This is a genomic window from Streptomyces sp. GDS52 (assembly GCF_052246875.1).
Classification (GTDB): domain Bacteria; phylum Actinomycetota; class Actinomycetes; order Streptomycetales; family Streptomycetaceae; genus Streptomyces; species Streptomyces cathayae.
In genome coordinates this window covers 3601382-3613317 of record NZ_CM125966.1, presented here as the reverse complement: position 1 = coordinate 3613317, position 11936 = coordinate 3601382, and the positions used below count along the sequence as shown (strand labels likewise).

General features: G+C 68.2%; 12 protein-coding genes, 1 tRNA gene and 1 pseudogene. 9 read left to right on the top strand and 5 right to left on the bottom strand.

What is annotated here, in order from left to right:
• Positions 1–12: 12 nt before the first annotated feature.
• Positions 13–561, bottom strand: coding sequence for a DNA-binding protein (locus ACTWJ9_RS16415; protein WP_279334976.1), 549 nt, complete (start codon positions 559–561; stop codon positions 13–15).
• Positions 562–743: 182 nt separating this feature from the next.
• Here ACTWJ9_RS16415 and ACTWJ9_RS16410 point away from each other — a divergent pair.
• Positions 744–816: transfer RNA gene (locus ACTWJ9_RS16410), tRNA-Ala, on the top strand.
• 260 nt (positions 817–1076) lie between these two features.
• Here ACTWJ9_RS16410 and ACTWJ9_RS16405 read toward each other — a convergent pair.
• Positions 1077–1778, bottom strand: coding sequence for a DUF5324 family protein (locus ACTWJ9_RS16405; protein WP_279334975.1), 702 nt, complete (start codon positions 1776–1778; stop codon positions 1077–1079).
• Positions 1779–2103: 325 nt separating this feature from the next.
• Here ACTWJ9_RS16405 and ACTWJ9_RS16400 point away from each other — a divergent pair, with 325 nt between their 5' ends.
• Together ACTWJ9_RS16400 and ACTWJ9_RS16395 are read left to right on the top strand one after the other, a co-directional pair.
• Positions 2104–2631 (top strand): peptidylprolyl isomerase, encoded by a 528-nt coding sequence (locus tag ACTWJ9_RS16400; RefSeq protein WP_109376611.1) that lies wholly within the window; start codon positions 2104–2106, stop codon positions 2629–2631.
• A 132-nt stretch (positions 2632–2763) separates the two neighbouring features.
• Positions 2764–3651, top strand: a complete 888-nt coding sequence (locus ACTWJ9_RS16395; protein ID WP_279334974.1) for a rhomboid family intramembrane serine protease — start codon at positions 2764–2766, stop codon at positions 3649–3651.
• Positions 3652–3956: 305 nt separating this feature from the next.
• Here the strand turns inward: ACTWJ9_RS16395 and crgA are convergent, their stop codons facing one another.
• On the bottom strand, positions 3957–4211 hold the full coding sequence (gene crgA, locus ACTWJ9_RS16390; RefSeq protein ID WP_279334973.1) for a cell division protein CrgA: 255 nt from the start codon (positions 4209–4211) through the stop codon (positions 3957–3959).
• 140 nt (positions 4212–4351) lie between these two features.
• Between crgA and ACTWJ9_RS16385 the strand changes: the two genes are divergently transcribed.
• The 6 genes and pseudogenes from ACTWJ9_RS16385 to ACTWJ9_RS16360 all read left to right on the top strand — a co-directional run bounded on the left by ACTWJ9_RS16385 (position 4352) and on the right by ACTWJ9_RS16360 (position 8265).
• A complete protein-coding gene (locus ACTWJ9_RS16385; RefSeq protein WP_279334972.1) occupies positions 4352–5131 on the top strand; it encodes a DUF881 domain-containing protein in 780 nt (259 codons plus the stop codon).
• 77 nt (positions 5132–5208) lie between these two features.
• Positions 5209–5406, top strand: a pseudogene (locus tag ACTWJ9_RS16380) (class E sortase); the annotation flags it as partial.
• Positions 5407–5458: 52 nt separating this feature from the next.
• Complete coding sequence (locus ACTWJ9_RS16375; protein WP_109376615.1) at positions 5459–5620, top strand: hypothetical protein; 162 nt, start codon at positions 5459–5461, stop codon at positions 5618–5620.
• A complete protein-coding gene (locus ACTWJ9_RS16370) occupies positions 5617–6255 on the top strand; it encodes an aminodeoxychorismate/anthranilate synthase component II (protein WP_279334971.1) in 639 nt (212 codons plus the stop codon). Before ACTWJ9_RS16375 ends, ACTWJ9_RS16370 begins: the two co-directional genes overlap by 4 nt.
• Positions 6252–7490: a class E sortase gene (locus tag ACTWJ9_RS16365; RefSeq protein ID WP_279334970.1), complete on the top strand. Its 1239-nt coding sequence runs from the start codon at positions 6252–6254 to the stop codon at positions 7488–7490. Before ACTWJ9_RS16370 ends, ACTWJ9_RS16365 begins: the two co-directional genes overlap by 4 nt.
• Positions 7491–7503: 13 nt before the next feature.
• Positions 7504–8265 (top strand): class E sortase, encoded by a 762-nt coding sequence (locus tag ACTWJ9_RS16360; RefSeq protein ID WP_279334969.1) that lies wholly within the window; start codon positions 7504–7506, stop codon positions 8263–8265.
• Between the two features lie 91 nt (positions 8266–8356).
• On the opposite strand, the gene ACTWJ9_RS16355 is transcribed toward ACTWJ9_RS16360, so the two are convergent.
• Complete coding sequence (locus ACTWJ9_RS16355) at positions 8357–9379, bottom strand: restriction endonuclease (protein WP_387038053.1); 1023 nt, start codon at positions 9377–9379, stop codon at positions 8357–8359.
• 381 nt (positions 9380–9760) lie between these two features.
• Positions 9761–11776: a Stk1 family PASTA domain-containing Ser/Thr kinase gene (gene pknB, locus ACTWJ9_RS16350; RefSeq protein ID WP_387038055.1), complete on the bottom strand. Its 2016-nt coding sequence runs from the start codon at positions 11774–11776 to the stop codon at positions 9761–9763.
• Between the last annotated feature and the right edge of the window lie 160 nt (positions 11777–11936).

The following is an 11936-nucleotide window of genomic DNA, read 5'->3' as shown; positions in this document are numbered from 1 at the left end:
ACGGCCGGGGGATCAGTTCTGGTGGGACTGGTAGTGCGCGACCGCGTCGGAGGTACGGCCGGCGCCGTAGACCCGGAGGAACTCCGCCAGCTCGGGGTGGGTCGGGGCGAGGACGTCGGCGGCGTCGATGATGTCGCCGGCAGCGGCCACCGAACGCAGCAGTGACTGGATCTCCCGCACCACCCGCTTGACCGTGGGGGCGCCCGAACTGCTCGTCGTCTGCGTGGTGTTGCTGAGCACCGAACCCCCCTGCGACTTCTTGATCTCCTCCATGCGCTCGGTCGCCTCGGCCGCGCTGACACTGCCGTCCGCGACCTGGCCCGCCAGGTCCTGCAGCAGCTGCACCCGCTGGACCACCGCGGGGTTGCCGATCTTCGCCCGCTGACCGCTCATCAGCTGCGACAGCATCGGTGCGGACAGTCCCAGCACCCCGGCGAGACGAGCCTGATTGAGGCCCAGGTCGTCTATGAGCTTACGGAAGAGCGTCCCCAGCGGCTCCCCGTACCAGTTCCGCTGCAGTTCCCGCGCTCTTGCGGTGGCTTCCTGCTGTGCGGCGTCCATGGCGTCTCCCCATCGCTTCCCCGAGAACCGTGGTTCGCTGTAGCGAACCACGCCGAGCATCTTACGGAGAGTGGTTGGTCACGGGGACCCCCAATCTTTTTGCGGAACCCCCCCGGGGACCCGGTACTCTTGTTTCCGGCGCCCACCCGGATGTGCTTGTTCCTGGCGGACGCTTCCCACACGGGGCCTTAGCTCAGTTGGTAGAGCGCTGTCTTTGCATGGCAGATGTCAGGGGTTCGACTCCCCTAGGCTCCACAAGGAAACCCCTCCCACCTGCGGAAAGCAGATGGGAGGGGTTCTTGCTCAGTAGCTCCGGGAGCCTGGCGTCACGGCTCCGGGGAGCCTTCGGGGTCCTGGCTCCAGGGCCGGGGCTCCAGGCTCACCGGGCTGTTTCACGTGAAACAGCCCGGCACGGCAGAAGACGCTGAAGTCTCCCGCCCCGCCAGGCTGTTGATACCGCAGACGAGGGATGCCACAGACCGCCGGCACCGAGATCTTTCGATGCCGCCCGAGCGTCAGGGCTGCTCGTCGCGCTTGGCGGCCTCCTCCTCGGCCTCCTTCACCCGGACCTCGGGGTCGAGGCTGGAACCGCGGCTGCCGTCCACGGACGACAGCGTGCCCGGCTCCCCGACGTCGGTCGCGGCCGGTGGTTCCACCAGCCAGTCCGGGTTGGCCTGCTTGTCCCACCACTTCCAGGCGGCGAACGCGCCGCCGGCGACGGCGCCCAGAACCACGATCACCTTCGCGGCCCGGCCGGCCTTCGCGCGCCGCCGCTGCTTGCGGACGAGCTTGTTGATCTGTTCGGCCGAGACCTGACCGCGCAGTGCGGCCAGTACCGCCGCACTGCGGGCCGCGGCCTCGTCCCGTGCCGGACCGGCGGCGGCCCGGGCCTGCTCGATCCTCGGCCGGGAATAGTCCGCCGCCTGCTGAGCGGCCTTACGGGTCCGGACGGCGGCCTCGTGAGCAGCCAGATCGACCTTCGGCGGTACATGGCTCCGGGCCTGCTCCAGATACGGCTGCACATGGGCGCCGTACTGAACGAGGGCCTGCCCCGCGGCCTGGGTCACTTTGGGCGCCAGCCGTACGCGCGCCTCCTGTGCGTAGTGCGCGGCCTTCAGCTTGGCCGTGTCGGCGTAGGGCGCCACCACTTCCGCGGCATGGAGCATGCTGTCCTTCGCCGAATCAGTCGCGGCGCGCACGCTGTCGATGCGGGTCACGGTTCCTCCTCCTCGGTGGCGTACGTTCTTCGACTGTCCACCCATTTACGGATCATGCCTTCCGCCTCGCTGCCGGGCATGTGCGGAGGGGCATACGGGTGCTGATGGCGCTGATCGAGTGCAATAGCGGATGAATACGGGAGAACGGGAGCTTGTCGTCGACAGTGCCACGGATCGTTCCCGAGTGCCCCCGTCACGGAAGGACTCACCCGGTTTTCTGCAAGCGGTTCGGCCCTGTTGCCCTCCTGCGAACGGGCGGCGGGCGACTGCACGCCCCGTCCGTGCGAGGATCGGGGAGTTACGGAAAGACGACGGAAGGTACATCGTGGCTGATCAGCTCTACGCCACCCTGAAGACCAACAACGGCGACATCGAGGTCCGGCTCTTCCCGAACCAGGCGCCGATCACCGTCAAGAACTTCGTCGAGCTCGCCAAGGGCGAGCGGGAGTGGACTCACCCGGAGACGGGCGCCAAGTCCACGGACAAGCTCTACGACGGCACGGTCTTCCACCGGGTGATCAGCGGCTTCATGATCCAGGGCGGTGACCCGCTGGGCAACGGCACCGGCGGCCCCGGCTACCAGTTCGAGGACGAGTTCCACCCGGACCTGCGCTTCGACAAGCCTTACCTGCTGGCCATGGCCAACGCGGGTCCGGGCACCAACGGCTCGCAGTTCTTCATCACCGTCTCCCCGACGGCGTGGCTGAACCGCAAGCACACCATCTTCGGCGAGGTCACCGACGCCGCGAGCCAGAAGGTGATCGACACCATCGCGGCCACGCAGACCAACCCCCGGACCGACCGTCCGGTCAACGACGTCGTCATCGAGTCGGTCGAGATCCGCGAGGGCTGAGCGCACCGCAAGGGCCGCGTACGGCCCTGCCCCCTCCCAGGAGTGCGAAAAGCCCCCAGAGGGAACCAATCGCCCCGCTCATCCGTAAGGATGGGCGGGGCGGGGCTTTTTCCACACGACCTAGGGGATCCCATGGACGACCAGGCTGCAGGCAGCCCGCAGGACGCCCGCGGTCTCCCGGTCTGCTATCGCCACCCGGACCGCGAGACCGGCATCCGCTGCACCCGCTGCGAGCGCCCGATCTGCCCCGAGTGCATGGTCAGCGCCTCGGTCGGTTTCCAGTGCCCCGAATGCGTCCGTGGGGGAGGCCCGGGCGCCGGGCCCGCACCAGCCGCCTCGATGCCCCGCACGATCGCCGGCGGCACCGTCGCCGGGGACCCCCGGCTGATCACCAAGATCCTGCTCGGGATCAACGCCGCGGTGTTCGTCGCGGTGCATGTCTGGCCGTCGCTGCTGGGCCGCCTCGTGCTGATCGGGACCTGGCCGCCGCTCGGCCCCGTCGAGGGCGTCGCCGAGGGCGAGTGGTACCGCCTGGTCACCTCGATGTTCACGCACGAGGCGATCTGGCACATGGGCTTCAACATGCTCGGCCTGTGGTGGCTCGGCGGGCCGCTCGAGCAGGCCCTGGGCCGGTCCCGTTATCTCGCGCTGTACCTGATCTCGGGCCTGGCGGGCAGTGCGCTGACCTATCTGCTGGCCCCGGGGACCACGGCCTCACTCGGTGCCTCCGGCGCCATTTTCGGGCTGTTCGGTGCGACGGCCGTCCTGGTGCGCCGGCTCAATTACGACATACGGCCGATCATCGTCCTGCTGGTGATCAACCTGGTCTTCACCTTCAGCCCAGGCTTCGACATCGCCTGGCAGGCCCATGTCGGAGGGCTCGTCGCCGGTGTGGTGATCGGGTACGCCATGGTCCACGCCTCGCGCGAGCGGCGGGCTCTGATCCAGTATGGAACCTGTGCACTGGTTCTTGCCGTGGTCGTGTTGATGACCCTGCTGAGGACGGCCCAGCTCGCCTGAGCACCGGTTGTCCACAGTCCGTGCCGGATCTTGTGCACAGTGTGCAGGAACATCTGTACCCGTTGTCGCTGACCCGTGTTTCCGCAGGTCAGCATCGTGCGAACGCGCTTTCGGTTACTGGTGCTTCTGTCACACCGGCGTCAATCTCCAACAGGTTATCCACAGATCGTCGTTTCTTTTCCCCATGCTGTGGACATGCCTGTGGATAACTCGGTGGACAGCCCTGCCCGGATCCGGTGGACAACTCTGCCCTGAACCGCCGGGCGGTTCAGGGCAGGGCTGGGGCGGGGCCGTACTGCTCAGCGCTACTTCCACTGCGTCGAGACGCCGAAGCCCGCAGCGATGAATCCGAAGCCCACCACGATGTTCCAGTTGCCCAGCTCCTTGACGGGCAGCTGGCCGTCGGTGACGTAGAACACGACGATCCAGGCCAGGCCGATCAGGAACAGGGCCAGCATCACCGGTGCGACCCAGGAGCTGCTGGTCAGCTTGAGGTTGGTCGTCTGCTTCGCCGGCGGGGGCGTGTAGTCGGCCTTCTTGCGGATACGTGACTTCGGCACGAGGGTCTCTCCTGTCGATGCGCTGCGTGACCGCGCAGGGCACTGGGTCGTGCTCGGGGCGGTTGCAAGGGGACTCCGAGCGCTCCTTTGGGCGTCAGTTAGCGTAGTGCTTCCGTGGCGCCGAAGGAGATAAGGGTACGTTGAGCAATTCTGCCGACTCCCCAGGGACGGAATCCAGTCCTGTCCGCCGACGCGGCTTCCGGCCCGTCCGGATGCTCACCGCGGGCGTGTTCGCCCTCGCGGGTCTCATCTTCTTCACCAGCTTCGACACGGCGAAGGGCACCAACATCCGCACGGACGACTCCCTGCTGAAGCTGTCCGACCTCATCCATGAGCGCAGCCACAAGAACGGCGCACTGGAGGAGACCAACGGGGCGCTCCGGGGGGACATTGAGTCCCTCGCCGAGCAGGACGGCGGCAGGACCGAGGCGGAGGACGACCAGCTCGCCGACCTGGAGGGCCGTGCGGGCACGCGGAAGCTCAAGGGCGAGGCCGTCACGGTCACGCTCGACGACGCCCCGCCGGACGCCACCGCCAGGCTTCCCGGGTATCCCGAGCCGCAGCCCGACTACCTGGTCATCCACCAGCAGGACCTCCAGGCCGTGGTGAACGCGATGTGGCAGGGCGGCGCCGAGGGCATCAAGGTCATGGACCAGCGGCTGATCTCCACCAGCGCGGTGCGCTGTGTGGGCAACACCCTGATCCTCCAGGGCCGTGTCTACTCACCGCCGTACAAGATCACGGCGGTCGGAGATCCGGAGAAGCTGAAGAACGCGCTCGCGGCCTCCCCGTCGATCCAGAACTACATGGTGTACGTCAACGTCTACGGGCTCGGCTGGAAGGTCGAGGACGAGGGGGCGGTGACCCTGCCCGGCTACTCGGGCACAGTGGACCTGCACTACGCGAAGCCGGTGCGGTAGAGCCCACGGGGCGGTCCCCGGGCCGGAGGGGCTCCGGGCGGGGGGGCGCGGGGGCGCGGGCCGACGGCGCACCCCGTCCGTACGAAACCGTGTCCTCGGGTATCGAGGTGATCGGCCCTGCGCCACGTACTTCCGGATACACGCGTCCCGGCCGCTGGCCGACGCTGACGACGTGCGAACCGGAACGGGGGCGCGGTCGTCGGCTGACCGTCCGGGCGCATCCGGACTCCACGCAGCCTGTGGAGGCCGGGAAACCGGAGGCGTTACGCCGTTAGTCTGGTGACGAACGGCGTGGGTCCGGTGCCGTGGTGCGACGGAAGGGACGGCATGTACAGCTGGATCTGGCGGCATCTGCCGGGGAACGGATGGGCGAAGGCGCTCATCTCACTCGTGCTGATCATCGCTGTGGTCTATGTCCTCTTCCAGTACGTCTTCCCCTGGGCCGAGCCGCTGCTGCCCTTCAACGATGTGACGGTGGACAACCAGTGAGCGCGCGCATTCTCGTCGTCGACAACTACGACAGCTTCGTCTTCAACCTGGTCCAGTACCTGTACCAACTGGGTGCCGAGTGCGAGGTCCTGCGCAACGACGAGGTGTCGACGGCGCATGCGCAGGAGGGTTTCGACGGCGTGCTGCTGTCCCCGGGGCCGGGTACTCCCGAACAGGCCGGTGTCTGTGTGGACATGGTGCGGCACTGCGCGTCGGCCGGAGTGCCCGTCTTCGGCGTCTGCCTCGGTATGCAGGCCGTGCAGGTGGCCCACGGCGGTGTGGTGGGCCGTGCGCCCGAGTTGCTGCACGGGAAGACCTCGCCGGTCGAGCACGAGGGCAAGGGCGTTTTCGCGGGTCTGCCCTCACCGTTCACGGCGACGCGCTACCACTCCCTGGCGGCCGAACCGGCCACCGTACCGGCGGAGCTGGAGGTGACGGCCCGGACGCCGGACGGCATCGTGATGGGTCTGCGCCACCGTGAACTGCTCGTCGAGGGCGTGCAGTTCCATCCCGAGTCGGTGCTCACCGAGCACGGGCACCGGATGCTCGCCAACTGGCTGGCGGAGTGCGGGGACGCCGGGGCGGTGGCGAGATCGGCGGGGCTGACCCCGGTGGTGGGCAGGTCGTCGGCGTGACCGCGCTGCGCCCCGAGCGCGAGTCCGGTGCCGGATACGGGCAGTCCTTCACGGACGGTTCCCCGTACGGCGCCGGCGGCGGGCAGGGGACCCCGTACGGGCAGCAGCCGTACGGGGAGCCCGGCGCGTTCGGGGACGGCGGCTGGTACGACACCACCCAGCAGGGTGCCTACTCCTACGGCGGTGCTGCCGGGGGCGGTGTCGGCGGGGGCGGTGCTGCCGGGGTCGACGGCGGCACCGCGTATCTGCCTCCCGTCGACGAGGAGACGGTGGCGCTGCGGATCCCCGATCCGCCGGAGCGCACGGGGTACGACGCGGGCACGGGGTACGACGAGGACACGGGGTCCGCGACGTACGGCTCGCGCGGGGAGTCCTCGGCGGCTTCCGCGGATTCCGGAGGCCGGGCGGCGCGCAGGAAGGCCGCCAAGAAGCGTCAGGGGCGCCGTGGCGGCGCGAATCGGCCCGCCGAGGACCTGGACGCACCCCACGGCCACGACGCGCCACAGGAGCCCCGGGCGCCGCTCTCGCGCGTGGAGGCGCGGCGGCGGGCACGGGAGCGGAAGCCGAGTGCCGCCGTCGTCGCGAGCCGGGGGATCGGCGAGGTGTTCATCACCTGCGGCGTGCTGATGCTGCTGTTCGTCACCTACCAGTTGTGGTGGACGAATGTGCGCGCGCAGGCACAGGCCGGCCGGGAGGCGAGCGACCTGCAGAGCGACTGGGCCAGCGGCAAGCGCAGTCCGGGGGCGTTCGAACCGGGGAAGGGTTTCGCGCTGCTGCACATTCCCCGGCTGGACGTGGTCGTGCCGATCGCCGAGGGGATCGACAGCAAGAAGGTGCTCGACCGGGGCATGGTGGGCCACTACGCGGAGGGCGCGCTGAAGACGGCGATGCCCGAAGCGAAGGAGGGCAACTTCGGGGTCGCGGGCCACCGCAACACGCACGGGGAGCCGTTCCGGTACATCAACCGGCTGGAGCCGGGCGACCCGATCGTGGTGGAGACGCAGGACACGTACTTCGTCTACAAGATGGCGTCGATCCTGCCGGTGACCTCGCCGAGCAACATCAGCGTGCTCGAACCGGTCCCGAAGCAGTCGGGTTTCAAGGAGCCCGGCCGCTACATCACGCTGACCACCTGCACGCCGGAGTTCACCAGCACGTACCGCATGATCGTCTGGGGCAAGATGGACGAGGAACGGCCGCGCAGCAAGGGCAAGCCGGATGCGCTCGTCAGTTAAGGGCAGAGGAAACGTGGCAGTGACCGCCGACGACACCGAAGAGCACACCGCCATGTCCGCGTCACCGCCGCCTCCGGCGCGCCGCCGCATGGGACCGGTCGCGATCGTGGTGAGCGCGCTCGGGGAACTTCTCATCACCGTGGGCCTGCTGCTCGGCCTGTTCGTCGTCTACTCGCTGTGGTGGACGAACGTGCTCGCCGACCGCGCGGCGGGCCAGCAGGCGGACAAGGTGCGCGACAACTGGGCCCAGGGACCCGGCGCCGGCGCCGGGGACGACCCCGCCTCCTACGACAGCAAGGACGGGATCGGCTTCCTGCACGTGCCCGCGATGGGCAACGACATCCTGGTCGAGAAGGGCACCACGATGGAGGTGCTCAACGACGGCGTCGCCGGCTACTACACCGACCCCGTGAAGGCGACCCTGCCGACCTCCGGCAAGAAGGGCAACTTCTCGCTGGCCGCGCACCGGGACGGCCACGGGGCCAAGTTCCACGACATCCACAAGATCAAGGAAGGCGACCCGATCGTCTTCGAGACGAAGGACACCTGGTACGTCTACAAGACGTACGCGATCCTTCCCGAGACCTCGAAGTACAACATCGAGGTCCTCTCCAAGATCCCCGAGGAGTCCGGCCGCGAGAAGGCCGGCCACTACATCACCCTGACGACCTGCACTCCGGTGTACACCAGCACGTACCGCTACATCGTCTGGGGCGAACTGGAGCGCACGGAGAAGGTCGACAAGGACCGGACCCCGCCGAAGGAACTGCGCTGACCGAAGCCCTCCGAGGACCTCGGTCCCCTACCATGACGAAGGCCCGAAGCCGCAACTTGCCTTTGCGGCTTCGGGCTTCCGTGATTCGTCGTTACCGCAGAGCCTTGAGACGCACTCCGGCGGTCCAGGCCTCCACTTCCTCCCGATTGACCGTGACGACTCCGGTCAGGTCGGCGATCGCCTGGGACTCGTGGCTGAAGTTGCAGGTGGCGACGAAGAGCGCGAGGTCCACACGGTCGATGGCACACGTCGCGCCCGCGAACTTCTGCATGTCGGCACTGGGAACGGTCCAGCGGCCGGACCGGTTCTTGCACTGGACGGCCACGGTCCGCCCGTCCGCGGTGCGGCCGGTGATGTCGATGCCCCTGTCGCTGCGGGCCTGACGTACGACGACATCGGTGCAACCGTCGCGCCGCAGCAGTTCGGCGACATGCTGTTCGAACGCCTGCCAGGCCATCGCCTTGAGTGTCGACCTGACGTTCTCCGCGGGAGCCTCTCCTTCCAGGGTGGCGAGGCGCTTGTGGTGCCAGCACAGCCTGCGTTCGACGTTCTCGATGTCCTCGCGGAGTTCGAGGAGCTCGCGGCGGTGCTCACCGGACGTGGCGATCAGGGCGTTGAACATCGGCACGACCGTCCTGCCGAGGATGTGGGTGATGCGCTGGTCGATGCGGGCATCGAGGCCGTCGGGGGCTGTCGGTGCCACGTTATCCACAGGCTGTGTGCGCGCCAGGTACTCCATGTCCAGGAGATACACACGTACCTGACGTGCGACTTCGCTGTCCCGGAGGAGCATGGCTGCGTTGAGGACGGCGCGGCGGGAGTAGAGGGCGAGGGCCCGGGAGCGCGATTGGATCCCACTGACCTCCTTGAAGGAGGTCAGTTCTGTACCTGCCAATACGCGGTACCCGCTGGCGGCCAGTTCCTTTCGGTGATCGAACACCAGCGACTCGATGGCCTTGTGGCTCACCTCGAAGTACGTCGCCACCATCGCCGTCGTCACGTGCATGCCGTCCGGCAGCAGCGACAGGGCCTTGACCCTGTCGAGCACGTCCGTGCGGTCCAGCACGCTGCTGCGCAGCGACGGTGATTCCAGCAGGACTGATTCCTTGATCATCTTCTGCCCCTTCGGATCTCGTAGTCGGGGCAGAACTCATTGCGCCACCCCACCCGTTTAACGAGCCGTGGCACGCGAAGGCACGAGCGAGGTGAGGACGTGTGTGCAAGGGCCGGGGCTCCGCTGTGGGTGGGTGAGAGGGGGCTCGGTGGGCCTGTGGATAACCAGCCAGCTGGAGTGACACGTTGTCACTCCTGGGTTGCCGCAGGTCAACGTGTTGAGGACACCGCAGAGGGAGAATCGGGAACGGGACTGGATCCCACTGGCCCCCTTGGAGGGGGTCAGTTCTGTACAGGCCCGTACATGGGTATGCCAGAGCCCCGGCGCCCTCCGGAGAGGGGGCCGGGGCTCTGGCGTGTTTCGGGGCGTTCCGGAGGGTGCCTAGTCCCTGTCGCCGCCGGTGAGGCCGCCGAAGAAGCCGCCGGGGCCGCCGCCGTTGTTACCGCCGTTGTCGCCGCCCTGGTCCGTGGTGAACAGGGTGACCGCCGTTCCCTTGTCGACCGGGTTGCCCTGGCCGGGGTCGGCGCGGAAGACGCGGGAGTTGGGGTCCTGCGAGCCCTTGATGTCGCCGACCGCCAGCCCGGCTTCCCCGAGCTTTCTCTGAGCGTCCGCCAGGGTGTCGCCGAGGATGTTCGGGACGGCGACCTTCTCGGCCTCCTTGGCCTTGCCGACGACGATCTGCACCGGGGAGTTCTTGTCGACCTGCTGGCCGTTCTGCGGTGTGGTCTCGATGACCTTGCCGACCTGGTTCGGGTCGTCGACATCCCGCTCTTCGCAGCTGCTCGGCACCAGGTCGTTGGCGGTGATCTGCGCCCTGGCCTCGTCGCACGTCCTGCCGAGGACGTTCGGAACGGTCGACCTTGCGACCGCTTTGGCGACGGTGAGGGTGATGGTGGTGCCCTTCTCCACCTCGTCGCCGAGGCCCGGGTCCTGCTCGAGGACGGTGCCCACGGCCTCCGAGGACTCCTTCTCCTTCGTCTCCACGACGAACTCGTACTTGTCGCCCTCGAGCTCCGCCTTGGCGTCGTCGAGGCTGTCGCCGACGACGCTCGGCACCGCCACCTTGGGCGCGCCCGTGGACACCACCAGGTTGACGGTGTCCCCCTTCTCGACCTCCTTGTTCGGCAGGGGGTCCTGCTCGCAGATCTTGCCCTTGGGCTGCTTCTCGCAGGGCTCGGAGGTGAACTTGAGGACCAGGTCGGAGTTGGTGGCCAGCTTCTCGGCGCCGGCTTCCGTCTGGCCGACGAAGTTCGGGACGTCGACCTTGTCGTTGCTCACGCCGCCGTTGCCGTTGAAGATCGAGTGGCCGAGCAGGATCGCGCCGATCAGGACCAGGACGCCCGCCGCGACCAGCAGTATCGTCGAGGTGTTGTTCTTCTTCTGCTGCTGGCGGCGCCTGCCGGGGCGGTCGTCGTAGCCGTAGCCGCCGTCGTCCGGGTTCATGGGCGGCAGCATCGAGGTGGCGGCGCCGGCGTCCGTGCGCAGAGCCGTCGTCGCCTGGTTGTCGGGGTAGCCGCCGTAGCCGACCGCGCCCATCGACGCGGTGGCCGCGACCGGCTGGCCGTCGAGGTAGGCCTCGATGTCGATGCGCATCTCGTCGGCCGACTGGTAGCGGTAGTCGGGGTCCTTGACGAGCGCCTTCAGCGTGATCGCGTCTATCTCCGGTGTGACCTCGGGGTCGAAGACGCTGGGTGCCTGCGGTTCCTCGCGGACGTGCTGGTAGGCGACCGCGACGGGGGAGTCGCCGACGAACGGGGGACGGACGGTCAGCAGTTCGTAGAGCAGGCAGCCGGTGGAGTAGAGGTCGGAGCGGGCGTCGACCTGTTCGCCTTTGGCCTGCTCGGGCGAGAGGTACTGTGCGGTGCCGATGACCGCGGAGGTCTGGGTCATCGTCATACCGGAGTCGCCCATCGCGCGGGCGATGCCGAAGTCCATGACCTTGACCTGGCCGTTGCGCGTCAGCATGACGTTCGCCGGCTTGATGTCGCGGTGGACGATGCCGGCCCGGTGCGAGTACTCCAGGGCCTGGAGGATGCCGATGGTCATCTCCAGCGTCCGCTCCGGCAGCAGCTTGCGGCCGCTGTGCAGGAGTTCCCGGAGCGTGGAGCCGTCGACGTACTCCATGACGATGTACGGGATGGAGACCCCGTCGATGTAGTCCTCGCCCGTGTCGTAGACCGCGACGATCGCGGGATGGTTGAGCGAGGCGGCCGACTGGGCCTCCCGGCGGAACCGGGCCTGGAAGGACGGGTCGCGCGCGAGGTCGGCGCGGAGCGTCTTCACAGCAACGGTGCGGCCGAGGCGGGTGTCGTGCGCGAGGTAGACCTCCGCCATGCCACCGCGGCCGAGCACGTGGCCCAGTTCGTACCGGCCGCCGAGGCGACGCGGCTCTTCCATAGCTAACTACCAGCCCTCTCCGTCGGTCCCGGTCGGCACGTTCGTGCGGCCGGAGGCTGCCGTCCGGGCCCTACCGTACCCGGCTCGCTTTGTGTGACCTGGCCAAGTACGTCAGCCGATACAGGACCGGTACCACAACGTGCACCGATGTGAAGCGGAC

Excerpts from the sequence above, each read along its gene's own strand:
- ACTWJ9_RS16415 (WP_279334976.1), bottom strand. The coding sequence starts at position 561 with ATGGACGCCGCACAGCAGGAAGCCACCGCAAGAGCGCGGGAACTGCAG.
- ACTWJ9_RS16395 (WP_279334974.1), top strand. The coding sequence starts at position 2,764 with ATGGACGACCAGGCTGCAGGCAGCCCGCAGGACGCCCGCGGTCTCCCG.
- ACTWJ9_RS16375 (WP_109376615.1), top strand. The coding sequence starts at position 5,459 with ATGTACAGCTGGATCTGGCGGCATCTGCCGGGGAACGGATGGGCGAAG.
- ACTWJ9_RS16355 (WP_387038053.1), bottom strand. The coding sequence starts at position 9,379 with ATGATCAAGGAATCAGTCCTGCTGGAATCACCGTCGCTGCGCAGCAGC.
- pknB (WP_387038055.1), bottom strand. The coding sequence starts at position 11,776 with ATGGAAGAGCCGCGTCGCCTCGGCGGCCGGTACGAACTGGGCCACGTG.